This is a genomic window from Thalassospira sp. UBA848 (assembly GCF_002295455.1).
In the GTDB taxonomy this organism is placed as follows: Bacteria; Pseudomonadota; Alphaproteobacteria; order Rhodospirillales; family Thalassospiraceae; genus Thalassospira.
The window spans coordinates 1-25271 of sequence record NZ_DBGS01000063.1 but is presented as its reverse complement, the minus strand read 5'-3'; the positions used below and the strand labels follow the sequence as shown (position 1 = coordinate 25271).

Annotated in this window: 21 protein-coding genes; 18 read left to right on the top strand and 3 right to left on the bottom strand. The window is 53.8% G+C overall.

What is annotated here, in order from left to right; genetic code table 11:
• Positions 1–2: 2 nt before the first annotated feature.
• Positions 3–1028, bottom strand: a complete 1026-nt coding sequence (locus B2R48_RS08505) for a quaternary amine ABC transporter ATP-binding protein (protein ID WP_296999383.1) — start codon at positions 1026–1028, stop codon at positions 3–5.
• On the bottom strand, positions 1028–1891 hold the full coding sequence (locus tag B2R48_RS08500; protein ID WP_296999382.1) for an ABC transporter permease: 864 nt from the start codon (positions 1889–1891) through the stop codon (positions 1028–1030). Before B2R48_RS08500 ends, B2R48_RS08505 begins: the two co-directional genes overlap by 1 nt.
• 195 nt (positions 1892–2086) lie before the next feature.
• Between B2R48_RS08500 and B2R48_RS08495 the strand changes: the two genes are divergently transcribed.
• Complete coding sequence (locus tag B2R48_RS08495; RefSeq protein WP_296999381.1) at positions 2087–2470, top strand: thiol-disulfide oxidoreductase DCC family protein; 384 nt, start codon at positions 2087–2089, stop codon at positions 2468–2470.
• Positions 2471–2562: 92 nt separating this feature from the next.
• Here B2R48_RS08495 and B2R48_RS08490 read toward each other — a convergent pair whose 3' ends face one another.
• Entirely contained in the window at positions 2563–3594 is a 1032-nt protein-coding gene (locus tag B2R48_RS08490; RefSeq protein ID WP_296999380.1) for an ABC transporter substrate-binding protein, read from the bottom strand.
• 378 nt (positions 3595–3972) lie between these two features.
• On the opposite strand from B2R48_RS08490, the gene B2R48_RS08485 reads away from it, so the two are divergent.
• The 17 genes from B2R48_RS08485 (at position 3973) to B2R48_RS08405 (ending at position 25119) form a co-directional block, all read left to right on the top strand.
• Entirely contained in the window at positions 3973–4806 is an 834-nt protein-coding gene (locus B2R48_RS08485; RefSeq protein ID WP_296999379.1) for a 3'-5' exonuclease, read from the top strand.
• 181 nt (positions 4807–4987) lie between these two features.
• Positions 4988–6004 carry a Fe(3+) ABC transporter substrate-binding protein gene (locus tag B2R48_RS08480; protein ID WP_296999378.1) on the top strand — a complete coding sequence of 339 codons (1017 nt, stop codon included), beginning with the start codon at positions 4988–4990 and terminating at the stop codon, positions 6002–6004.
• 237 nt (positions 6005–6241) lie between these two features.
• Positions 6242–7267 carry a Fe(3+) ABC transporter substrate-binding protein gene (locus tag B2R48_RS08475; protein ID WP_296999377.1) on the top strand — a complete coding sequence of 342 codons (1026 nt, stop codon included), beginning with the start codon at positions 6242–6244 and terminating at the stop codon, positions 7265–7267.
• Positions 7268–7348: 81 nt separating this feature from the next.
• Positions 7349–9109, top strand: a complete 1761-nt coding sequence (locus B2R48_RS08470; protein WP_296999376.1) for an ABC transporter permease — start codon at positions 7349–7351, stop codon at positions 9107–9109.
• Positions 9110–9189: 80 nt separating this feature from the next.
• The gene (gene glp / locus B2R48_RS08465) at positions 9190–10443 is read left to right on the top strand and encodes a gephyrin-like molybdotransferase Glp (protein WP_296999375.1); all 1254 of its coding nucleotides are present in this window, start codon (positions 9190–9192) and stop codon (positions 10441–10443) included.
• 85 nt (positions 10444–10528) lie between these two features.
• Positions 10529–12103 (top strand): MBL fold metallo-hydrolase, encoded by a 1575-nt coding sequence (locus B2R48_RS08460; RefSeq protein ID WP_296999374.1) that lies wholly within the window; start codon positions 10529–10531, stop codon positions 12101–12103.
• Between the two features lie 133 nt (positions 12104–12236).
• A complete protein-coding gene (locus tag B2R48_RS08455; protein WP_213472923.1) occupies positions 12237–13439 on the top strand; it encodes a glycosyltransferase family protein in 1203 nt (400 codons plus the stop codon).
• 20 nt (positions 13440–13459) lie between these two features.
• The gene (locus B2R48_RS08450) at positions 13460–14734 is read left to right on the top strand and encodes a glycosyltransferase family 4 protein (RefSeq protein ID WP_296999373.1); all 1275 of its coding nucleotides are present in this window, start codon (positions 13460–13462) and stop codon (positions 14732–14734) included.
• An 11-nt stretch (positions 14735–14745) separates the two neighbouring features.
• Positions 14746–15900 carry a glycosyltransferase family 4 protein gene (locus B2R48_RS08445; protein WP_296999372.1) on the top strand — a complete coding sequence of 385 codons (1155 nt, stop codon included), beginning with the start codon at positions 14746–14748 and terminating at the stop codon, positions 15898–15900.
• Positions 15897–16499 carry a histidine phosphatase family protein gene (locus tag B2R48_RS08440; protein ID WP_296999371.1) on the top strand — a complete coding sequence of 201 codons (603 nt, stop codon included), beginning with the start codon at positions 15897–15899 and terminating at the stop codon, positions 16497–16499. The genes B2R48_RS08445 and B2R48_RS08440 overlap by 4 nt, the downstream gene beginning before the upstream one ends.
• Complete coding sequence (locus B2R48_RS08435) at positions 16496–17638, top strand: glycosyltransferase family protein (protein WP_296999370.1); 1143 nt, start codon at positions 16496–16498, stop codon at positions 17636–17638. The genes B2R48_RS08440 and B2R48_RS08435 overlap by 4 nt, the downstream gene beginning before the upstream one ends.
• Positions 17635–18393 (top strand): polysaccharide deacetylase family protein, encoded by a 759-nt coding sequence (locus tag B2R48_RS08430; protein WP_296999369.1) that lies wholly within the window; start codon positions 17635–17637, stop codon positions 18391–18393. The genes B2R48_RS08435 and B2R48_RS08430 overlap by 4 nt, the downstream gene beginning before the upstream one ends.
• Positions 18384–19004 carry a hypothetical protein gene (locus B2R48_RS08425; RefSeq protein ID WP_062955197.1) on the top strand — a complete coding sequence of 207 codons (621 nt, stop codon included), beginning with the start codon at positions 18384–18386 and terminating at the stop codon, positions 19002–19004. Before B2R48_RS08430 ends, B2R48_RS08425 begins: the two co-directional genes overlap by 10 nt.
• Positions 19005–19021: 17 nt before the next feature.
• Positions 19022–20950, top strand: a complete 1929-nt coding sequence (locus tag B2R48_RS08420; RefSeq protein ID WP_296999368.1) for an ABC transporter ATP-binding protein — start codon at positions 19022–19024, stop codon at positions 20948–20950.
• The gene (locus B2R48_RS08415; RefSeq protein WP_296999367.1) at positions 20947–22878 is read left to right on the top strand and encodes an ABC transporter substrate-binding protein; all 1932 of its coding nucleotides are present in this window, start codon (positions 20947–20949) and stop codon (positions 22876–22878) included. The genes B2R48_RS08420 and B2R48_RS08415 overlap by 4 nt, the downstream gene beginning before the upstream one ends.
• A gap of 76 nt (positions 22879–22954) precedes the next feature.
• Positions 22955–23953 carry an ABC transporter permease gene (locus tag B2R48_RS08410; protein WP_062955194.1) on the top strand — a complete coding sequence of 333 codons (999 nt, stop codon included), beginning with the start codon at positions 22955–22957 and terminating at the stop codon, positions 23951–23953.
• Positions 23950–25119 (top strand): ABC transporter permease, encoded by a 1170-nt coding sequence (locus B2R48_RS08405; protein ID WP_296999366.1) that lies wholly within the window; start codon positions 23950–23952, stop codon positions 25117–25119. The genes B2R48_RS08410 and B2R48_RS08405 overlap by 4 nt, the downstream gene beginning before the upstream one ends.
• Positions 25120–25271 lie beyond the last annotated feature (152 nt).

Below are 25271 nucleotides of genomic sequence, written 5' to 3'. Positions count from 1 at the left end.
GCTTAACCTTCCAACGCTTCGACAATCTGCTTTGGCGACAGGGTACCAATCGGGGTGTCTTTGGCATCACGCACCGTCATTGACGTGCCATTGGCAAGCGCAACAGGCAGGATATCGGCAAGACGCGCATGTGCCTGAATGCTGGGCCAGTCATTGTGTGTCGATTTATTCTCACCGGACGTGATCGGTTCCATAATCGATTTTGCGCGCAAAACGCGTGATCTGTTCACATCGCGGGTAAAAGCCTGCACATAGTCATCGGCGGGTCTAAGTACGATTTCTTCTGGCCGGCCGACCTGCACAAGCTTGCCGTCTTTGAGGATCGCAATCCGATCCCCGATCTTAAGTGCCTCGTCCAGATCGTGGGTGATAAACACGATGGTCTTGTGAAGCTCCGCCTGAAGCTTCATCAACTCATCCTGCATGTCAGACCGGATCAGTGGATCAAGGGCCGAGAAAGCCTCGTCCATCAGCAAAACTTCCGGATCGGTCGCAAGGGCCCGGGCAAGACCAACGCGTTGCTGCATGCCACCGGATAGCTGATCGGGATATTTGGTCTCATACCCCGCCAGACCAACCCGCTCGATCCATTTCGATGCGGCGGCTTCACGCTCCTTGCGCGCAGTACCCTGAATTTCGAGCCCATAGCCAACGTTATCCATCACATTGCGATGGGGGAGCAGGCCAAAGCGCTGAAACACCATGCCAAGCCGCTTGCGGCGAAAGGCATTCAGTGTCGGAATATCCATCGCAAGGATATCTTCGCCGCCAAATGAAATGCTGCCTGCTGTCGGATCAATCAGTCGATTAAGATGGCGGATCAGGGTCGATTTCCCTGATCCGGACAGGCCCATCACGACAAATGTTTCACCCTGTTCAATCGACAGGGACACATCGTGAAGACCAACCGTATGACCGGTTTTTGCAAGGATTTCATCCTTGTCCGCGCCACCCTTTGCCAGTTCAAGTGCGGATTGCGGATCAGGCCCGAAGATTTTGAAAATATTGCGGATTTCGATGTAACTCATTACGCGTCCTCCGCATCGTGCGATCGTTGTGAGCGCTTTCCATAGGCTTGGCCGATCCGGTCAAACACCACAGCCAGAAGAACAATCGCAATACCGGCTTCCATACCAGCCCCAACGTCAAGGCGTTGAATACCCATCAGAACCTGTTCGCCCAATCCACGTGCGCCAATCATCGAGGCGATCACCACCATCGAAATCGACATCATCGTTGTCTGATTGATCCCCGCCATGATGTTGGGGAGGGCAAGCGGCAACTGCACACCAAACAGTATCTGCTTGCGGCTGGCCCCGAATGATCGGGATGCCTCGAGGACCTCCTGATCAACAAGTCGAATACCAAGATCGGTCAGGCGCATGACAGGCGGGGCCGCATAAATCACCGTCGCCAGAATGGCCGGAACCTTGCCCAATCCAAACAACATCAGAGCGGGGATCAGATAGACAAAACTCGGCATGGTCTGCATGGTGTCAAGGATCGGCAGCATGACGGCCCGCAAGCGATTGGACATTGCCATGGCAATGCCCACCGGAATACCGATCAGAACCGAAAGCGACGTGGCGACAATCATCAGGGCCAAGGTTTGCATTGCCTTGTCCCACAGGCCCAGCATACCGATGGCAAACATGGCGATGACCAGCCCGACAACCAGCTTCCAGTTCTTGCTGGCATGCCAGGTGATGGCGGCAATGGCGATCAAAACCACCCACCAGGGTGCTCCACGCAGAACCTGTTCCAACGCGACCAGAACGGTCAGCAAACTGTCGGCAAAGGCCTCAAAGGCCGCGCCGTAATTGACCACCAGCCAATCAACAAACTGATTGACCCACTTGCCCAAAGGCACATTCAACTGTTCTGGAAACATGGCGCAATTGGCCCGATCTGCTCAAAAAATCAATGAGCGTAAGAGCCTAACAAGATCACGTGGACCGCGCGACCGTAAATCGAACGATGACTGACATCTCCTGACGTCTTTTGGTAATGTATTCCGGTGATTGACAATACAGAGGCCAGCCAAAGCCGTAAATCATAGACAATATTGTTTTCCGGAGAGGTTGCGATGATCACCGTGTTCTATGACGCAAAATGCGGTCTGTGTTCGCGCGAAATCAATTACTACCGCAAGATCGCGCCAAAAGGCGTTTTCGAATGGCGCGACGTCACGGAACACGCAGGTGATCTTGAAAAGCACGGCATTTCCCTTGTCGAAGGCTTAAAGCAAATGCGTGCCTTGGATTCAGACGGGCAATGGCATGCAGGGGCAGATGCCTTCATTCTGATCTGGCGCCAGCTCGACAGATGGCGCGTTTTGGCAGCCGTTGTTGCGCTGCCGGTTATTCGGCAGATCGCAAATCTTGTATATCGACTGTGGGCCGCATGGCGCTTCAAACACCTTACGCACTGCCAGATTGCGGCTGTCGCGGATCAGCCGCGACAAAGTTGATTGGCCAATTTCAAAAGTATTAGGATCGCCAAACAAAACACCCCGCAAGATTTCTTCCGCGGGGTGTTTGATCGATTTTGCGACTGAATCGCTTACATCGCGCTTTCAACGCGTGCAGCAACATCCTCCGGCACCCAGGCTTTCCAGACATCCGGCTTGGATTTCAGGAAATGCATCGCAGCCCCGTCGGGCTTTTCGTTGTTTTCCTGCATGTAGGCCAGCATTTCCGAGACCAGCGCGTTGCTGGTTTCGTAGTTGGTCAGGAAATTGATCAGGGTTGGTGCGGCGGCTTTGAAGTCGTTATTGACACCAATCGTGATCGTGCTTTGCGGGTAGGCGGTTGCCTTGGTCGGGTTTTCTTCCGTTTTCAGCGCATCAAAGATCGACTTGTCATAAGCCGGTTCTTCAAGACGTGTACTGTCATAAAGACCCATGACCCAGGTCGGCCCCCAATAGTAATAAAGGGCCGGTTTGCCGCGTTTATGCGCCGATGCGATGGCAGCCGACAGCGCCGCACCAGTGCCCGGGCGGAAGTTGGTGAAATCATCATCAAGGCCGTAGGCACCAAGTTTGGCCGAATTGACCTTTTCACAGACCCAGCCTGACGGGCAGTTATAAAAACGGCCCTTGCCGGGTTCTTCCGGGTCCTCGAACAGCTCGGTGTATTTTGCCAGATCATCAACCGATTTCAGGTCAGGCGCCATCGGTTCAATGCCGCGATCAGCATCCCCTTCGATCACATAGCTTGGCACGAACCAGCCTTCAACGGCGTCATCGAAATTCACTCCGATCTGGCTGACATTGCCGGCTTCTTCGGCCATGGTCCAGGCTTCAGCAACGTTGTCGCGCCAGATTTCCATGACGACATCAACATCACCTTTGCCAGCCCCGGTCAAAAGCGGAATGACATCGCCCGGCAGGGCGTCTGTCTGACAGCCATAGCCCTTTTCAATGATGAAGCGGGCAACGGCATTATGGAAAAGCGCACTGTCGTAATTGAGCCCGGCAAACATCACCGGACGGTCAATATCGCAGGTTGCTTCTTGCGCGTTTGCGCTTGAATGAGAAATAAATGCGAGGCCAGCGGCCATCAGCATTGCGGCTCCGGTAGGCAGGGTTTTCATCCTTCTGTCCCTTCGTGGTTGCGGTCCGGAATCGCATCAAATGCATGGTCGGTGCGGTATCCCCCGCAAACGTCCGGATCGCTTTTGGTCCGGAGCATTCATATGACCGTGCCCCTGATACAGGTGCACCAATTTTAGACATGGCTCTCAGGCAGGTGCAACCCCGGGTATGGAATGTAACGGTGACGTGATGTCGTTTGGGCTCTGAGATCATTGCACAATGCTCCTGACAGGAATGGCAGGAGATGTCAGGTACTATGATTTACGGTTGTCGCAGAGATTGGTTTAATTCCGCCCGTGAATTTGTCTGGCTTTGTCGTTATGTTGGGCGCAGGACAAACCCGCGACATTCACCGGCACACACCATCGGGGGCCACCATGATGCATTCCAGCCTGTTCGTCTTTGACATCGAAACCGTCCCCGATATTGATGTCTTGCCGCAATTGACCGGTGAAACGGCACCCGATCCGGAAACCGGGCGCAAGATGCTCGAAGATTATCATCTTGAAATCACCAGTGGCCGCAACGGCTTCCCGCGTCAGCCGTTTCACAAGGTGGTGGCGATCAGCTTCCTGCGTGCGACCATCCAGCGCGACGGCGATACCGAAATGTACGAGATCGAGGAACTGCGATCGGGCGGAGAACTGGCATCCGAGGAAAAGGACCTGGTGAACGGGTTCTTTGCCTATTGCGGCAAGCTGTATCCGCGATTGGTCAGTTTCAATGGTCGCGGGTTTGACCTGCCGGTGTTGAAGTACCGCGCTATGAAGCATGGGGTGTCGGCGCGCTGGCTGCATCAGGCATCGAACAAGTGGGAAAACTATACTGCACGCTATGCGCCGCATTGGCATTGCGATCTGGCCGAGGTGTTATCGGATTACGGTGCATCGGCACGCACAAAGATGAACGAGGTGTGTGCGGCCCTTGATCTGCCGGGCAAGACCGGGGTGGATGGCAGCAAGGTCTCGGATATGTATGACAATGGCGAAATTGATGGCATTCGCCGTTATTGCGAGACTGATGTTCTCAATACCTATTTGCTGTATCTGCGTCACGCGCTTCATACCGGGCTGACCGATCATGATGGCTACAATCATGCGATCAATTTGACCGTGGGTTGGCTTGAAGAACAGGCAGGGGACATTCCCGCCTATCAGGAGTTTCTTGATGCCTGGCGGCAATCAAGTGACGGATCGTTTAACGCGCTGTGATTGCTGGTTTATTCAGACATGACGGGTATGATTTGGTGTGAGTTTGTTCACATTTTTTTGTCGGAACAGGCGAAATTCTGTTGAATTAAGTGCGATTTGATCTTAATTGCATTGCGTATGCAAGTGATTTGCATCGTCAAGGCGCGTCGCGCCTGAACCAAATTCAACGGGGATCGTTCACATGGATATCAAAAAACTCATCGGTGGTGCCGTGTTCGGCGCGACTGCGCTGGCTGCTACTTCGTCAGTTGCACAGGAAGTTAATGTTTACTCCCTGCGTCAGGCCTTTTTGGTCGAACCGCTGTTTGAGAAATTCACGGCTGAAACCGGCATCGACGTTAATGTGATCTTTGCCGAAAAAGGCTTGGTCGAACGCATCAAGCAGGAAGGGGCGAACAGCCCGGCCGATATCCTGATGACGGTTGACATCAGCCGTATCCAGCAGGCGGTTGACGCCGGTGTGACAGAGGCCGTTTCCAACGATACATTGGCCGCCAATATCCCGGCCCATCTCCGTGATCCGGAAGGCCATTGGTTTGCCCTGACCCAGCGCGGTCGTGCGATCTATGCCTCCAAGGATCGCGTCGCAGAAGGTGAGATTACCTCTTACGAAGATCTGGCCGACCCGAAATGGGAAGGGCGCATTTGTACCCGTTCAGGCAGCCATGTTTATAACGTGGCATTGTTCGCATCCATGATCAGCGTTCATGGCGAAGAAAAGGCCAAGGAATGGTTGCAGGGTCTTAAGAACAACCTTGCACGCAAACCACAGGGCAATGACCGCGCACAGGTCAAGGCGATCAAGGAAGGCGTGTGCGACCTTTCAATTGGCAACACCTATTATTACGGCAAAATGCTTGATAACGAGGAACAGCGTCCGTGGGCAGATGCCGTCAACCTTGTATTCCCCAACCAGGATGGCCGTGGCATGTCGATGAACATTTCGGGCATGAGCCTGATCGCCGACGCGCCAAACCGCGAAAACGCGATCAAGCTGATGGAATTCCTGTCTGACGACGTTGCGCAGGGAATCTATGCCGAGGTCAATTACGAATATCCGGTCAAACCCGGCGTCGAATGGGCTGACAACGTAAAGTCATGGGGCACGTTCAAGGCCGATGACCTGTCGCTGGCGGAAATCGCCCGCCTTAGCCCGGATGCGATCAAGATGGTCGATGAGATCGGTTATAACGAATAGGCAAACCGACTGAGCTTGAATGGCTTTTTGAAAGGGGTGGTGCAATGCCACCCCTTTTTTGCATTTCCAATGTCAGGCGGTGGGTGGGGGACTGTCGCGGATTCGTTACCATGTGTATGGCTCTTATGTGGTTTTCTTGCTTGCAAAAGGCGGTGCAGGCCCTTTAATTTCGGCCGCAGCAAATACAAATCATTCCTAATTGCTGTGCCACCTGCAGCTGATCCAAACGAGGCATTTATGATTTCTCTGCGCAAAACCGTTCTTGGTCTTGTTATGTCGGCGATGGGGCTTTCCCTTTTGCCCGCCGCGCATGCAGCAGAAGAGGTCAATGTCTACTCGCTCAGACAGCCGTTCCTGATTGAACCGATGTTCAAACGCTTTACCGAGGAAACGGGCATTCGCGTCAATACGTTGTTTTCGCAAAGTGGTCTGGTGGAACGCATCAAACATGAAGGGCGCAATACCCCGGCTGACCTGCTTTTAACGGTGGATATCGGGCGCATTCAGGACGCAGTTGACGCCGACATTGCCCAACCGATCGAAAGTGCTGTTCTGGACGCGAACATTCCCGATCAGTTTCGCGATGATGACCGGCTTTGGGTGGGTATGACGACACGTGCGCGTGTATTCTATACCTCGCTTGATCGTGTCGCGCCGGATGCCATCACCACCTACGAGGAACTGGCGGATCCGAAATGGAAAGGGCGCATTTGTGCGCGCTCGGCCATGCATGTTTATAATATTGCCCTGATCGCATCGATGATTGCCCATCATGGCGAAGCAGAAACCAAAGCCTGGTTGACTGCAGTTAAGGACAATCTGGCGCGCAAACCGCAGGGTGGTGACACCGACCAGATTGAGGCCGTGTCACAAGGCGTGTGTGATGTGGCAATTGGCAACTCATACTATTACGGCAAGATGCTTGATGACCCGAACAAGGCGGGTGCCGCCAAACAGGTGCGCATTGTCTTCCCCAATCAGGGCGGGCGCGGCACACATGTTAATATTTCCGGTGTTGCGCTGATGAAGCATGCACCCAACAAGGAAAATGCCATCAAACTGGTGGAATTCCTCTCGAGCACCGAAGCCCAGCACATGTATGCCGATATCAATTTTGAATATCCGGTCAAGCCGGGTGTGGCCTGGTCCGAGCGGGTTCGGGCATGGGGCACCTTTGTTCACGATGACCTGACGCTTAGCACGGTGGCGGCCAATCGTGGGGCGGCAATCCGTCTGATTGATGAGGTCGGCTTCAACGAGTAGACCTGCGATTAACCCCAATGTATCAAAACCAGCCGGCCTGCATCGGGTGTGTGACCCGCGACGGATGAAACGGAAACAGCTTTGAATAACGCTTTCCAGACGCAAAAGGATGACGACATTCGGCCCGCCGCCGTTGCGGATACCTTTGACCCGATGCGCTCCCCGACAGGGCTTACCGCAATGCGGTGGCTGCCGCGTGGTCAATCGGCGTTCTGGTTGATCGGGGCATTTGTTGTTGCGGCGATGGTGGCTGCACCGATTGTCGCTGTTGCCTGGATTGCACTGTTTCCAACAGAGAATATCTGGCCGCATCTGGCATCGACCATGTTGCCAAGGTACCTCAAGAACACCGGTATTCTGATGCTGGGCGTTGGCATCGGCGTGACTTTGATTGGTGTGTCTTCGGCATGGGTCGTGACCATGTGCCGATTGCCGGGCAAGCGGTTCTTTGAGTGGGCAATGCTGCTTCCGATGGCTGTCCCGGCCTATATTGTCGCCTATGTTTATACCGATCTTCTGGAATATGCCGGTCCGGTGCAAAGAATGCTGCGCGACCTGTTTGGCTGGCAGACGGCGATGGATTACTGGTTCCCGGATATTCGCACCAAGGGTGGTGCAATCATCGTGCTTAGCCTGACGCTTTATCCCTATGTGTATATGCTGGCGCGTGCTGCATTCTTGTCGCAATCAATCTGCGCGATTGAAGCTGCCCGTATTCTTGGTCGTAGTTCGTGGAGTTCGTTTCTTACCGTGGCCTTGCCGCTGGCGCGCCCGGCAATTGTCGTGGGTGTTGTCATTGCGTTGATGGAAACCCTCAATGACTTTGGAACGATTGATTTCTTTGCCGTGCATACCCTGACGGCCGGTATTTTCAATGTTTGGCTGGGGATGGGCAATGCCGGTGGTGCGGCACAAATTGCACTGACCATGCTTGCCGTTGTAATCGCCCTTATGGTGATCGAACGTTATTCCCGCCGCCGTCAACGTTTCCACGACACGACCAGCCGTTTTCAGGAACTGCCGGGCTATGAACTGGCCCCGTTGGCCAAGACCGCTGCGCTGGCGATTTGCATTCTGCCGATTGTTCTGGGCTTTGTCGTACCGTCGATGGTGCTGATCTACTATTCCATCGGCTATTTTGATCAAAGCTGGACAGCAGACTTTTTCGAGTTTGCAGGCAACAGCCTTCTTGTATCAGGGTTGGCGACACTTTTGGCGGTAGGGTGGGCGATCTTCATGGCCTATGCCCTGCGCCTTTTCCCGCAACCGCTTCTGAAGTTCTTTGTCCGCCTGTCATCGGTTGGCTATGCGGTGCCCGGTGCTGTGCTTTCGATCGGGGTGCTGATCCCGTTTGCGCGATTTGACAATGCCCTTGATGCTGTTATGCGCGACACCTTCGGGATTTCGACCGGATTGCTGTTAAGTGGGACGGTGTTTGCGCTTGTCTTTGCCTATGCGGTGCGGTTTATGGCGGTATCCTATGGCTCGATCGAAGCTGCCCTTGGCAAGGTACGTCCAAGCATGGATGACGCGGCCCGTACCCTTGGTGAAAGCCCTTGGGGAACGCTTAAGCGCATTCATTTTCCGATGGTTCGTGGAGGCATTCTGGCCGCGTCGGTACTGGTGTTTGTCGATGGTATGAAGGAACTGCCAGCCACACTTATTCTGCGTCCTTTCAATTTTGATACGCTGGCCACCCATGTTTATCAATTTGCCAAGGACGAAATGATCGAACAGGCTGCATTGGGCGCATTGACAATTGTGGTTGTCGGGGTGGTGCCGGTGATTATGCTTAGTCGTGCGATTTCAAAATCTCGTCCGGGGCACAGTGGACAATCATGATACGCCGGTTTGTGTCCGGGCTGTCCTGATATCAAATCAGCGGAACAATATATGGCGACCGCAAGCAGGAGACTTTCCAGATGAGTGATCTCAAACCGGGGCTCACAACGCTTTCCGATGCGCTCGATATTGCCTTTGCAGAAGTGCCGGTTATGACGCCCGCTGAACAACGTCCGCTTAACGAATGCTACGGTTCCATCTTGCGTGAGGATGTGATCGCAAGGGTCTCTGTTCCATCAGTGGATAACTCTGCCATGGATGGCTATGCGCTGCGTCATTCGGATCTTGCCGCGATCGACGGACCGGTTTCGGTGGCAGGTGTTTCGCTGGCCGGTCATCCGTATGAGGGAACGCTGCCAAAGGGTACTGCAATTCGCATTGCGACAGGTGCAGCGATCCCTGACGGGGCGGATTGTGTGGTCATTCAGGAAAATGTCACGGCCAACGCTGATGAAACGGTGATTGAAATTTCTGCTGATGTGATCGCACGTACCAGTCTGCACCGAAACATCCGCTGGCAAGGTGAAGATATCAAAGCCGGGGATATCGTTCTTGAGTCAGGAGCCATCCTGCGCCCGCAGGATATTGCGATCGCCGCCGGGCAAGGTGTGGGTGTTCTGTCGGTGGCCCGTCCATTGAAAGTGGCGGTTTTTTCAACCGGTGACGAATTGGCAAAACCCGGGGACCCATTGCCGCCCGGTGGCATCTATGACTCCAACCGTTTTGCCATGATCGGCATGCTGCGATCCATTGGCTGCGAGGTCACCGACCTTGGCCTGCTGGCAGATGATTTTGACGTTTTGCAGAACGCGTTGGCGAATGCCGCTGACACCCACGATGTCATTATGACGTCCGGTGGTGTTTCGGTTGGCAAGGCTGATCTGTTGAAGCCGGTTGTCGAAAGTCTGGGCGATATCACGGCATGGAAACTGGCGATCAAGCCGGGAAAACCCCTGATGAGGGGCAAGATCGGTGATTGCCTGGTTATCGGGTTGCCTGGGAACCCGGTATCTGTGCTGGTCTCAGGATTGCTTTACGTTCAACCGCTGTTGCGTCACGCGATGGGGGCGGCCCGGTCACACCTCGCACCCACGCGCATTCCTGTGCGCGCAGGGTTCGATTTCAAACGTGGCACCGGGCGTCGTGAATGGTTGCGTGCACGTCTTGTCCGGAATGATAATGGTGAGCTCGAAACGCTTGCCTTTGCCTCGACCAGTTCGGGCATGTTGTCATCCATGGTGTGGGCCGAAGGTCTGATTGAACTGCCCGAAGATTGCGGGCAGGTCATGAAGGGCAATCAGGTTCTCTATCTGCCGTTACAAGGGCTACAGTGATTGCACCCGTAATGATCCATGTCATTGCAAAGCGAGGTGCTTTGCCGGAAGTTTGGATCTCTTACAATCCGTGAAAGTGAATAGAATGACAATATCGGTGACGTTTTGTGGTGCGGCTGGCGGTGTGACCGGGTCTTGCTATTTTTTGCAAACCGGTCACGGTAACTTCCTTGTCGATTGTGGCATGTTTCAGGGCAGCAAAACGGTACGTGAACTGAACTATGGCAAGTTCCCGTTTGAAGCAGACCGGATTTCAGCGGTGCTGCTGACCCATGCGCATATCGATCATACAGGTCTGGTTCCCAAACTGGTTAAGGCCGGTTTCAGTGGCCCGATTTATGCCACGGAGCCAACATGTGATTTGCTGACATATATGCTGCCGGACTCCGGTTACATTCAGGAAAGCGAAGTTGAACGCCTTAACCGTCGCAATGCGCGTCGTGGCCGTCCGGAAGTCACACCGATTTATACGCGTGAAGATGCCGAGAATACGCTTTCACAGCTCAAAACGGTCGAATACCACGAATGGCTACCGGTGATTGATGGTGTTCGGGCCCGTTTCTGGGACGCAGGACATCTTCTGGGGTCTGCTTCGATCGAAATTGAAATCGAAAACGGCGATAAAGACGACAAACCCACCCGATTACTGTTTTCCGGCGATGTTGGCACCGGTGAGGCTGTGTTTAACGAGGCCCCTGAGGCCCCGACAGATCTGGATTACCTGTTTGTCGAAACGACTTATGGGGATCGAAATCGTCCGGTCATTTCCGACGAAGAACGCCGCGAACTGCTGGGGCAGGAAGTGCAGGATGCGCTTGGCAGTGGGGGCAATCTGGTAATTCCAAGTTTTGCGGTGGCCAGAACCCAAGAGTTGCTGGTCGATCTGGCGCATCTGTTTAACCGTGGGAAATTGCCGCCTGCAAATGTCTTTGTCGACAGCCCGCTTGCGCAGCGTGCGACCGATGTGTTCGCCAAACACCTTAAACGTGGCGATGCACAGGCATTGTCCCACCCGAAATTCCATATGGTGCCCGACGTTCAGGCCAGCAAACAACTGGCTCAGGTTAAAAGTGGCGCCATCATCATTTCGGCGAGCGGCATGTGCGATGCGGGCCGCATTCGTTATCATCTGAAAAACAATCTGTGGCGGTCTAACTGCACGGTTCTTCTGGTCGGCTTTCAGGCGGCGGGATCATTTGGGCGCGTTTTGCAGGGTGGTGCGAAACATGTGCGTATCCACGGCGAAGAAATAGAGGTTCGCGCACGTATTCGAACCCTTGATGTCTATTCCGGTCACGCCGATCAGGATATGCTTCTGAACTGGACAAAAAGTCGTCTGCCGGTGTCGCGGCGCATTTTCCTGACTCACGGGGAAGAAGGCGCGCGTGCGGCATTCCGCGAAGTGCTGATGGGGCAGGGCATTGACGAAAAACTGATTGCCATGCCGATGCTTGATGACACGGTCACGCTCAAGAAGGGCAAGGCACAAACGGAGGTTCCGGCCGCAAGACTCTCAGGGGAAGAACTGTCGCGTGATGACTGGCACAACCTTTATGCAGGAACAGTAACGGCACTTTCCGAGAAGCTGCGTTCGCTTGAAACGGCAGAAGAAAGGAAAGAGATGCTCGAAAAAGTCTTGCGCGATATCGGGTCAGTGTGAGAGCAATTACCCGGAAGCCAAATGAAGGGGGAAAACCCCGAAGTCACGGATTCACTTGTCAAACAAGAAGAACCTGTCACCCTGTTATCAGGTTGTGTCGGGGTGTGAGACCACTACGCAGACGGGCGGGTATATGTCAATCGTAGGGAATTCCGGTTATCGGGTTCTGATTTATAGCCATGATACGTTCGGGCTTGGGCATTTGCGCCGTTGCCGCACCATTGCGCATGCGATGGTTTCACGACGTGATGATGTATCGGTTCTGATTTTGTCAGGCTCGCCGATCATTGGCAGTTTCGAGTTTCGTTCGCGCGTTGACTTTGTCCGCATTCCGGGTGTGATCAAGCTTTCCAATGGCGAATATACCTCGCTCAATCTCAATATTGATGTCGACCAGATCCTCGCGATGCGAGAGTCGATCATTCAGCACACGGCAGATGTATTCAACCCGGACATATTTATCGTCGACAAGGAACCGCTTGGTTTGCGCGGCGAGGTCGAATCTACGCTGCAGATGCTGCGCCATCGCCGCACCCGTTTGGTGATGGGCTTGCGAGATGTGATGGATGATCCGGTGCACCTGCGCGAGGAATGGGACAGGAAGCAATGCGTTCCGGCTCTGGCAGATCTGTATGATGAAATATGGGTCTATGGTCTCAAGGAAATCTGTAATCCGCTCGAAGGGATCGATTTGCCCCCAGGCGTTGAAGAAAAGATGACCTATACCGGCTATTTGCCGCGTACGGCGACCCGCAGGCCAGCCCCCGAACACGGCGCGCTTGGCCTGGAAGAACCGTTTTATCTGGTTACAACCGGTGGCGGAGGGGATGGGGTCAATCTCGTGGATTGGGTGATCAGTGCCTACGAGACTGATCCGACCATTCCGGTCCCCTCACTTGTGGTTCTTGGGCCATTCATGGGCCCGGCGCAACAAAATGAATTCATGAAGCGTGCCGAAAAGATCGACAAGCTGTCGGTCATTACCTTTGATGCCAATGTCGAAGTACTGATGCACAAGTCGGCGGGGGTAATCGGCATGGGCGGTTACAATACGTTCTGCGAGATCCTGTCCTTTGACAAGCCAGCCGTCATCGTGCCACGTACCGTGCCACGCCTTGAACAATATGTACGCGCTTCGGCAGCTGAAAAACTTGGCCTGGTCAAAATGCTGACAGAGGATGACGGGCGTGATCCGCGTGAGATGGCGGATGCACTGCATGGTTTGATCCAGCAGCCAAAACCGTCCAATGTCACTGTTCCGAACCTTATGGGCGGGCTGGATCGCGTGGGTGATCTTGTGGATCGCTGGCTTCCGCCGCAAATGGCCGCAGAGTAACGCATCGGGAAAACAAGTTGATGGCACGCGATAGTCTGGCAATCGTGGTGAAGGGATATCCGCGATTGTCGGAGACCTTCATAGCGCAGGAAATTCTCGGCATTCAGCAGGCCGGAATTCCTTATCGGATTGTCTCACTGCGTCATCCAACCGACAAAAAACGTCACCCGATCAATGAGCGCATTGCCGGTTCGGTCGATTACTTGCCTGAATATGTCTATCAGGAACCGATGCGCGTTTTGCGTGGCTGGTTCAAGGCCCGCAAGATGCCGGGATACCGTCGTGCCGTAAATGTCTGGTGGCAGGATTACCGGCGCGACCGTACAGCCAATCGCGCACGCCGATTTGCGCAGGCAATGGTGATGGCCGCAGAACTTCCAGATGATATCACGCGCATTTACGCGCACTTCTTGCATACACCGGCTTCTGTGGCCCGATATTGCGCCATCATGCGTGGTCTCCCGTGGTCCTGTTCGGCCCACGCCAAGGATATCTATACCAGTCAGGACTGGGATATGCGTGAAAAGCTGCGTGATATGGATTGGCTCGTGACCTGCACCAAGGCCAATGTCGACTACCTGCGTACGCTTGCCGAAGACCCCACAAAGGTTCATCTGCTTTATCATGGTCTGGATTTTTCCCGGTTCCCGGAAGATTTGCCAGAACGGCCCTTGCGCGATGGCAGCGATCCAGAAAATCCGGTGGTGATCCTGTCTGTCGGGCGTTTGGTAGGAAAGAAGGGGTATGACGATCTTCTTCGCGCTTTGGCGAAACTGCCCGACGGCCTTCATTGGCGTTTTGTCCACATTGGTGGCGGCAGTGGCGAATTATACCAACAGCTGGCCAAGGAACTTGGCATTGCCGATCGCTGCGATTGGCAGGGCGCGCGTGATCAGAAGGAAGTGATTGCCGCATGTCAGTCATCTGATTTGTTCGTGCTGGCCAGTCGCATTGAGAAGGATGGCGACCGCGATGGCCTGCCAAACGTCTTGATGGAAGCACAGCTTTGCGGACTTTCGGCAGTTTCAACCGCGATATCAGCAATTCCTGAGCTGATCGAGGACGGTGTGAACGGCAAGCTTGTGCCTGAACGTGATCCCGCGTCTTTGGCGGTTGCTCTTGAAGCCATGATTGTTGACCCGAAGCTCCGCGAAGACATGGGGCGCAAGGGCAACGAAATCGTCCGCCGTGACTTCTCATTCTATCGCGGCATGAAAGATCTGGCAGACCGCTTTGGTGTGTTTCAGCCAGCAGAACAGGGCACAAGGCCCACCGATCAATCTGCTGCAGAGTAGGAGGCAAACATTTGCAGGTTGCCTTTTATGCGCCCTTAAAACCGATTGATCATCCTGTTCCGTCTGGTGATCGTCTGATCGCGCGCATGCTTTGCGACGCCCTGCAAACGGCAGGTATGAACGTTAACGTTGCAGCACGTCTTCGAAGCCGGGTCGCGGATGGGAACGCCTTCAGGCAGGCGCGGCTGGCAGAGGTCGGGACAAAGCTTGCGGCAAGGTTGCTTCGCCAATATCAGGCCGGGTTCCGCCCCAAACCGGACGTGTGGTTTACCTATCATCTCTATTACAAGGCACCAGACTGGATTGGGCCAGTTGTCGCGGATGCATTGGATATTCCCTATGTCGTGGCCGAAGCATCTTTAGCACCAAAACGCGCCACTGGTTTATGGGCGCAAAGTCATCTGGCCGTTAAAACCGCCTTGCAACGGGCGGATGCGGTTTTTTCCCTGAACCGCGCGGATATGGCGTGCCTTGAACAGGCGTGCACATCAAGCCGTTTGCATTTTTTACAACCCTTTACCCGGGTTGATGACTGGACCGTCACCGAGCGACCCGAGATCAATCCCCGCTGCATCCGGTTGGTGACAACCGCAATGATGCGCGATGGCGACAAACTGAAATCCTACGAAGTGTTGGCAAAGGCGTTGGGGAAACTTGTGGGTGAGGGGATTGATAACTGGCATCTGACGGTTATCGGCGATGGTCCGGCACGCCAAGCGGTCAAACAGTTGTTTGATGATGGTGGCATTGGGCAAAGTGCAGTGTCGTTTATGGGGTTAACCACGCCGCAGCAAACCCGCGACATTCTTGGCAAGTCTGATTTGTTTGTCTGGCCAGCCATCAACGAAGCATTCGGCATGGCGCTGCTCGAAGCCCAAGCCAGCGGCCTTCCTGTCTTGGCCGGGGATGCAGGCGGCGTGTCCGGTATTGTGTCTGGTGGGGTGACAGGTTGGCTCGTTCCGGTTGGGGACGTGGACGCCTTTGCGGACCGACTTTCCCGCTGTATCAAGGACGATGCGCCGGTGTTGCGGACCATTGGGCATGCGGGGGCGTCCAAAGCCAAACAGCTTCATACGGTTGAGGCCGCAGCAGACCTGCTGTCAGCAACCATCACACAGGTCGTATTAAACTACGGAAACCAACAGGACGGGCAAAGCAGCACATGATCAAGACCCGTTTTGCCCTGCTGCGCCACGGCGTAACCCAATGGAATTCTGAAAAACGCATTCAGGGGCACACAGATATTTCAATCACGCCGGAAACCATTATCTGGTATCAAAAGCACAAGTTGCCCGAGGACTGGTGTCAGGTGCCTTGGTTTACTTCTCCGCTATCGCGTACCCGTGAAACGGCTGACGCGTTGGGGATCGGGTCCGTAGCGCCAGCATCGCCTTTTATTGAAATGAATTGGGGTACGTGGGAAGGTGAAAAACTGCCTGATCTTCGCACCCGACTTGGAGAAAAGCTTCGCGAGAACGAGGACCGTGGTTGGGACTTTCGACCGGATAAGGGTGAAAGTCCGCGAGATGTTCTTGAACGTGTCACAGCGTTCTTGCAGGGCTGCGATATGTCAAGTTTTGGTGTCGTGACACATAAGGGTGTCATACGATCGGTTTATGCCGCCGCGCGTGGCTGGAACATGATGGGCAAGATCCCTGACAAACTTGATTGGCAATGTCTGCAGGTGTTTGGCTGGTCCGAGATGTCTGGCCTATCTATCGAGGCATTGAACGTGCCACTTATATCCTCGGAGCCAGAGTTATGAGTGACGTTCTGGTTTATGTGCAGCACCTCCTTGGTATCGGTCATGTACGCCGCATGGCGCTGATCAATCAGGCGCTTCGTAACCGGGGTCTTAATGTGACCGTCGCAAGCGGCGGTGTCCCTGATGACAATCTTGATTTTGCGGCTGATGAGGTGGTTCAGCTATCACCGTGCAAGACGTCTGATACGGGTTTCTCTGCGCTTGTCGATCCGCATGGGAATCCATTAGGTGATGATTGGCAGGAAAAGCGAACGAACCAGCTTTTGGGGGCTTTCAAATCATCATCGCCCAAGCTTCTTTTGATCGAGATGTTCCCGTTCGGCCGCAGAGCTTTCCGGTTTGAATTGATTCCGCTGTTTGACGCGGCAAAAGAGGCCGGAGTGCCCGTGATTTGTTCTGTAAGAGACCTTTTGGTGCGCAAAAAAGACATCCGTAAAACACAGTGGATGCATGATACCGCGCGCGAATATCTTGATGCAGTGCTGGTCCACGGAGATCAGAAACTCTTTGGGTTTGACCGCAGTTTTGAGCTTGCTGACGGCATCGCTGATCTGATTACCTATACGGGCTATGTCGCGCCAACGCTCCCAAGTCGGCCCAGCAACACTGGTAATGGACATCGCCAGGGGGTTTTGGTTTCCGCTGGCGGCGGGGCCGTCGGGGCAGATTTGATCAGGCTTGCCATTGCTGCGCGCGCCCACTCACGGAACTATCATGACGCCAAATGGGATATTGTGACTGGCCCGCATTTCCCGTCAGCGCAGTTTGAAATGCTGAACAAAGACCTGCCCGACGGTGTTGTTTTGCATCGGTTCTTGTCTGATTTTCGTGAACGGATGGCGGGCGCAGCTGTTTCCGTGTCCCAGGCCGGATACAATACACTTATGGATGTGCTGGCAACGCAAACACCTGCGGTTATGGTGCCGTTTGCAGAAGGCGGTGAAAGCGAACAAACAGAGCGTGCGGAAGTTCTTGCAGATGAAGGGGTTATTTCCCTGCTTGATCTTGATGGCCTGTCTGCGCAATCATTAGCAAAACAAATAGATAACGCCAGAGATCCAAGCGGGATTAAGATTGACTTGGATGGTGCGGCGAGAACTGCGTCTATCATCGCAGAAAAGATAAAAGGGCAGGCATGAGTAGTTGGGACCATTTGCGCGCGGAACTTGATCTGTGGCAGTCCGAAGGAAGGACGGCCACGGCATGGTGGCGCGACGATGATGCGGTTTCCGTTACCCCTGAGCTTGAGACCCTTTTAGCCTTGGAACAGGATTACAAGGTTCCGCTTGCACTGGCTGTTATTCCGGCAGAACTGCAGGATGACTTGGTTGAACGTCTGGTTGAGACCCTCGATACGCGGGTCTTGCAGCATGGCTGGTCTCATCAGAGCCACATGCCAGAAGGACGCAAGAAACAGGAACTTGATGACGTGCGTGACATCGGCGATGTGGTCGCTGATCTGCGTAACGGGTTTTCTGTATTACAATCGCGGTTTGGCAATCGTTTCTTGCCGGTCTTGGTGCCACCCTGGAACAGGGTGGCCGAAGATGTCGTGGCGGCGTTGCATTCCCTTGGCTTTTGCGGAATTAGCACGTTTAATCCGCGCAAGGTGGCAGAGCCATACAAAGGCATCATGCAGGTCAACACACATGTAGATGTTATTGATTGGCGAGGCAGTCGTGGCTTTGTTGGCGAAGATATCGCCCTTGGGGCAATGATCAGTCACCTTGCCGCCAGACGAACCGGTCAGGTGGATGCCGATGAACCAACCGGCATTCTGACCCATCATCTTGTGCATGACGAAGCCACCACGAAGTTCCTTGATAATCTGTTTTCGATGGACCATTCAGCTTTGTGCTGGCTGAGAATACCCGGAGTATTTCCATGGCAGTAAGTCCCAAAGAACATCTGGAGCCAGATGCAACCACCAGCATGCCCGCAACGCCCAGTGCTGCGGATCCCGTAAAACCGGCTGGTGTTGGTGACAGCGAAGTTCAGACCATGGGCTATCCGTCAAAGCTGATGGCGCCTGATTTGGCAAAGTCTGTTGTCGGTTTGCTGATTTGCGGGGTAATCGCGCTGATCCCCGAGATGCTTGAAATTATTCAATGGACCGCGGCAGGGCTGGCGTTGCTGTTCGTATTCTATTTTGCGCGCACGATTTTGCGGTTCCAGTCGAAGATTTATGTTTCGGAGTACGGGATACGTCTTTCCAGTCTGCGCGGAGGAACGGCTTTCGCGTGGCCGGAACTTTCCAAGTTCCGTTTGCGTTACTTTAGTACCAAGCGTGACGGTAACAAGGGGTGGTTCGAGCTGACCTTACAAGCTGGTGAAGCCAAAATTGTCGCAGAATCGACACTGGACGGATTTGACGATCTCCTTGAAATTTCTCGTGATTGGGCGAAAGATAACCAATTGCTGGTTGATGACGTCACAAGAACAAACTTGATGCGCATGGATGAGGCGGAAACGCTGGTCAAGGCCGCCGCATCCGAACGCACTTAGGGTGGTACGAACTGGAAATGACCGATATTCTGCGTATCAAGGATCTGAAAGTTGAGTTTGTTCTGCCGCACATGCGTGTCAAGGCGGTCGAGAATGTAAGCTTTCGCATTGGTGCGCAGGAAACCGTCGCGCTGGTGGGCGAGTCTGGATCAGGTAAAAGTACGATCTCGCAGGCCATTATGGGGCTGCTGCCAAGGGTGGCCGAAGTTACCAACGGATCAATCATCTTTGCCGATCCTAAAAAGCCGGGTACGCGTGTCGATATTGCTATGCTGGATCGTTCCGGCTCGGAAATGCGTTCTATCCGCGGCGGTCGAATCTCGATGATTTTTCAGGAACCGATGAGTTCCCTGTCTCCACTGCACACCATTGGTGACCAGATCTGCGAGGCAGTAAAGCTTCATCGCAAGGTTGGCGCGGCCGAGGCGCGTGAACTTGCCGTTGAGATGCTGACATTGGTCGGATTTCCGCAGCCCAAGCATTCACTTAAAACCTATCCATTTGAACTTTCCGGTGGCTTGCGCCAGCGCGCAATGATCGCGATGGCATTGGTTTGCCGACCGGCATTGCTGATTGCTGATGAGCCGACGACTGCGCTTGATGTGACGATCCAGGCGCAAATTCTGCGCCTGATCAAGGAGGTGCAGTCAGAACTTCAGATGTCGCTTTTATTGATCACCCATGATCTGGGCGTTGTGGCGAATATGGCAGACCGGATGGTTGTCATTTATGACGGGCGCGTTGTGGAATCGGGAAAGACCGATGACGTGTTCATCAATCCCGGGCATGCCTATACACGGTCATTGTTGGCGGCTGTTCCTCATTTTGACATGGGACCGGATGAACGTTTGCGTCCCCTGCGCGAGATCAAGCCAAAAACAGGCAGTTTGCTGGCGGATGCTGGTGACAAGGTAACGGACCGTGAGCCATCCGATGTTCCCGCGTCGCTGGCGTTGCATCCGACCATGGCAAGCGAGCCGGTTCTTGCGGTGCGTCACCTGAGCAAAAGTTTTACCACCCGCAAGGGCAACTGGATCAAGTCTGAAAAGCATCTTATACCCGCAGTCGCAGACGTTTCGCTGACCGTCAATCGGGGTGAATGTGTCGGGCTTGTGGGGGAAAGTGGCTGCGGCAAGACGACGTTGTCAAAACTTATCATGCGCGCGATGAGCCCGGATGAAGGGTCCATTATGTTTCGGGGTGAAAGCGGTCAGTTGACCGAATTGACCGGTCTTGATGAAGATCAGCTAAATCCATACCGGAAACGGATACAATTTGTTTTTCAGGATCCATTCGGATCGCTTAATCCGCGGATGACGATACAGGACATCATCACCGAGCCGATGCTGATCCACGGTGTCGGGGACAGTGCCTATCGGCAGAAAATGGTGCTGGAACTAATGGATTTGGTCGGTCTTGATCCCCGCTTTTTGAACCGCTATCCGCACAGTTTTTCGGGTGGGCAGCGCCAGCGTATCGGGATTGCACGCGCGCTTAGCCTTAAACCCGATCTGTTGATCTTTGACGAACCGACATCCGCACTTGATGTGTCAGTTCAGGCGCAAATACTTAATCTTTTGAAAGATTTGCAGCGTGATCTTAATTTGACGTATCTGTTTATATCGCACAATCTGGCGGTGGTGGATTACGTTGCAGACAGGATTGCAGTGATGTGTGCCGGGCGCATTGTTGAGTCTGCACCGCGTGAGTTGCTGTTTAAAAATCCGATCCATCCGTACACCCAGGCGTTGCTGCATGCTGTGCCGTTTGCGGATCTGGACCACTTGCTTGATTTTGAAAAGATCGTGGATGGAAAGGCGTCTGATCCGGCCCGTTGGCCTGCACCATTCACGATCAATCAGACCAGCGACCCCACGATGATGCAGGTCGCCGAAGATCACTTTGTTCGCGCCGAACGTGCCGACTTTAAGGAGATCGCCATATGATCAGTCCCTCGAACCAGCCGAAGTCTATGATTCAATGCGCCTTGACCGGTCTGGTGATGACGGCAGGCATCATGGGGGCAGGTGCGATTGCGTCGACTGCCAATGCAGAAATCCCATATTTCGAGGACGCGGTTGCAAGTGGTTCCTTACCCGCAATGAACGACCGCCTGCCGGAACACCCGCATGTCATTGACTTCGCTGCCGAGGACAAGGAAATCGGCAAATATGGCGGGGAATTCGTAACGATTATGGGGCGGTCAAAGGATATTCGTATGGCCGTCGTTTACGGGTATGCGCGACTGATCGGGTATGATCAGGACTTGAACCTTGAGCCCGATATCCTTGAAGATCTTGAAGTGAATGAAGAAGGCAATGTTTTCACATTGCATATTCGCAAAGGTCACAAATGGTCAGATGGCGAACCATTCACGGCCGAGGATTTCCGCTATTATTGGGAAGATATCGTCAATAACGATGAATTGTTTCCGGTTGGTCCGCCACGTTTCCTGTTTGTTGGCGACGAACCGGCAACCTTTGAAATTCTTGACGAATATACCGTGCGCTATAGCTGGTCGCAGCCAAACCCGTTCTTCCTGACGGAGCTGGCCGGAACCCGTCCGCCCTTCATTTATCGTCCTGCGCATTATCTGAAACAGTTTCACGAGAACTATCGCGACGCCGGCGAACTTGAAGCAATTGTTGAAGAGCGCGGGCTACGAAGTTGGGCAGTTTTACATACGGACATGGACCGGCCCTACAAGCTTTCCAATATTCAGCGCCCGTCGCTTGAACCATGGTTGATCACGACCGAAGAGCCGTCTGACCGGTTTGTTTTTGTCAGAAACCCGTATTACCACCGGGTCGATCCGGAAGGTAACCAGCTTCCGTATATCGACCGGATGGTTTTTGATATCTCGAATGCCAAACTGGTTCCGGCAAAGGTCGGTGCGGGCGAAGTTGATCTGCAAAGCCGAATTTTGTCGCTAAAGGATTACACCTTCCTAAAACAGTCCGAGGCCAAACAGAATTATAATGTGCGTCTGTGGGATGTCGGGGCAGGGGCCTATGCCGCCCTTTACCCGAACCTGACATGTAGCGATCCGGTCTGGCGCGAAGTTTTGCGCGATGTGCGTTTCCGTCGTGCGTTGTCACTGGCGATCAACCGGACCGAGATCAATCGGGTCATGTTCTTTGGGCTGGCCAAGCCGACCAACAACACTGTTCTGCCAAAAAGCCCGCTTTTCAAATCGGAATACCGCGAAAGCTATACCGATTTTGATGTCAAGGCAGCCAACAGGCTGCTTGATGCGATGGGATTGGATGAACGCAATGGCGAAGGCATTCGTCTTCTGCCCGATGGCCGTCCGATGGAAATCATTGTAGAGACATCTGGCGAGAATCCCGAACATGACGATATGCTTGAACTGATTGGTGACAGCTGGCGCAAGGTCGGGATCAAGTTGTTCGTCAAAGGCTTGCAGCGCGAAGTAATGCGTAGCCGTGCCTATAGTGGCGAGACGATCATGTCGATCTTCAACGGTATTGATAACGGACTGGCCACGCCCAATACCGCACCGGATGAGTTCGTCCCCGTTCTGCAAGACAGCCTGCAATGGCCCAAATGGGGGCAGTACTATCAAACCGACGGCGAAGCGGGCGAGGCACCGGATATGCCCGCGGCCAAGGAACTGATGGAACAGTACCGCAAATGGCAAACCAGCAATAAAGCCGGCCAGAAAAAAGCATGGCAGGCTATTCTGGACATCAATTCCGAAAACATGTTTTCGATCGGTCTGATCGGTAACGTGCCGCAACCGGTGATCATAGACAAGAATATGCGCAACGTGCCGGAAAAGGGCATCCACAGCTGGGAGCCGGGCGCGTTCTTTGGGATTTATCGACCTGATACCTTTTGGTGGGATCGATAATCTTTTAACTGGAAACCTGCTGTTTTGCGCTGTTGAGGGAATGGCGTGAAACAGCATCGGGGGAGCAACAGCGCCGATGCTGACCTATCTGGCAAGACGGCTTTTTGTGATGATACCCACACTGTTGATAATCAGTGTGCTGGTCTTTGTGATCATTCAGCTGCCACCCGGCGACTTTCTGACCACCTATCTAAACGAGCTTCAAGCACAGGGTGAGGCGGTTGATCCAGCCAAGATCGAGTTTCTCAAACGGCAATATGGGCTCGATCAGCCAATTTATATTCAATACGCCGAATGGGCGTGGGGCCTTTTGCAGGGCGATCTTGGGTTCTCCTTTGAATACAACCTGCCGGTAACCGACGTGGTTGGCGACCGACTTTGGTTGTCTCTGGTCCTGAATTTCAGCACGGTTCTGTTCATCTATATCGTCAGCTTCCCGATCGGGATTTATTCCGCAACCCGGCAATATAGCTGGGGCGACTATGGCTTTACCCTGCTGGGATTCCTTGGTCTTGCGATGCCAAACTTCCTGTTCGCGCTGATCCTGCTTTACTATGCCAACGTTGTTTTTGGCACATCTATCGGTGGCCTGATGGACCCGGAATACATCAACCAAGGCTGGTCCTTGGGCAAGATGATGTCGGTGGTCGAACATCTTTGGGCGCCTGTTGTTGTTATCGGGACATCTGGCACGGCATCCATGATCCGCCGTTTGCGTGCGAACCTTCTTGATGAGTTGGGCAAACAGTATGTTGTGACCGCCCATGCCAAGGGGCTTTCGCCGACCAAGGTATTGTTCAAGTATCCGCTCCGTATGGCTCTTAACCCGTTCATTGCCGATATCGGTAACATCCTGCCACAGGTAGTCTCGGGGTCGGTTCTGGTATCGGTTGTGATGTCATTGCCCACCACGGGGCCAATGTTGCTTACCGCTTTGCAGAGTCAGGACATGTATCTGGCTGGTTCGTTCCTGATGTTTCTAGCACTGCTGACCGTTGTCGGGATGTTTGTTTCCGATGTTTTGCTTGCTTGGCTTGACCCTCGTATCCGCTTGCAGGGAGGGGTTGGCAAATGAGCAAGGAAACAGAAAAGCGTAACCAACATTTTGTTGATACTGCACCGTTCAATCCCTGGGACCGCGAGGAACTCACGCCAGAGCAGGAAAAGTATTTCCTCGCTTCGCAATGGCAATTGATGTGGTGGCGTTTGAAACGCCACCGGCTCGCCTATTTTTCGCTGATTATTTTGGCGATTATGTACGCGTCGGTCTTTATCGTCGAATTCATTGCGCCTTATGCACAGGAAACGCGCAATTCCGAATACATCCACCATCCGCCGCAGGGGGTGCATCTTTTCCATGAAGGGGAATTTATTGGGCCATTTACCTATGGCACGGATTTCTCGGTGGATATGGAAACGCTCAAGCCGATCTATACGGTTAACCCTGACCGGCTTGAACAGCTTCGTTTCTTCTGTTCCGGGGATGAGTACGCATTCTGGGGCATGGTTGATATGGACTTCCATTTCATCTGCCCCTCAGAGAACGGCACACTGTTCTTATTTGGTACCGACAGACTGGGGCGCGACATGTTTTCGCGCATCATCTATGGCGCGCGTGTTTCGCTGACCATTGGCCTTGTCGGGATTTCGGTAAGTTTCTTGCTTGGCATTCTGATCGGCGGGGCGGCCGGCTATTACGGTGGTTGGGTCGACTCAACAGCTCAGCGTTCGATCGAGGTAATTCGCTCCTTGCCGGAAATCCCGCTTTGGATGGCATTATCGGCGGCCTTGCCGGTCACCTGGAGCCCGATCCTGATCTATTTCGGTATCACCATCATTCTGGGCCTGATTGATTGGACCGGACTTGCCCGCGCGGTGCGGTCAAAGCTTTTGGCTCTGCGCGAAGAAGACTATGCGCTGGCAGCCCGCCTGATGGGTGCAAAACCAAAACGCATCATCGGGCGTCATCTTCTGCCGAACTTTGCCAGCCACCTTATCGCATCGGTGACACTTTCAATCCCGAACATGATCCTTGGCGAAACAGCGCTTAGTTTCCTCGGGCTGGGGCTTCGTGCGCCGGTGACCAGTTGGGGTGTTTTGCTTAATGAAGCGCAAAACATCAATGCGGTCGCGGTTTATCCCTGGCTGATGTTGCCGGTTGTCCCAGTTGTTGTCGTGGTGCTTGCCTTTAACTTCCTGGGCGATGGCCTGCGCGATGCGGCCGACCCCTACAAAAACTGACACACGATAACCATCACACATGCAAAAGGCAGCCGGATAGGCTGCCTTTTGCGGTTCTGAGCGAGGTTATCTAGCGCTTGCGCAGCCACAGACTTGTTTCATGCGCACCTTCGGGAAGGTGGATGCCATTGGCTATGGAGTGATCAACCTCA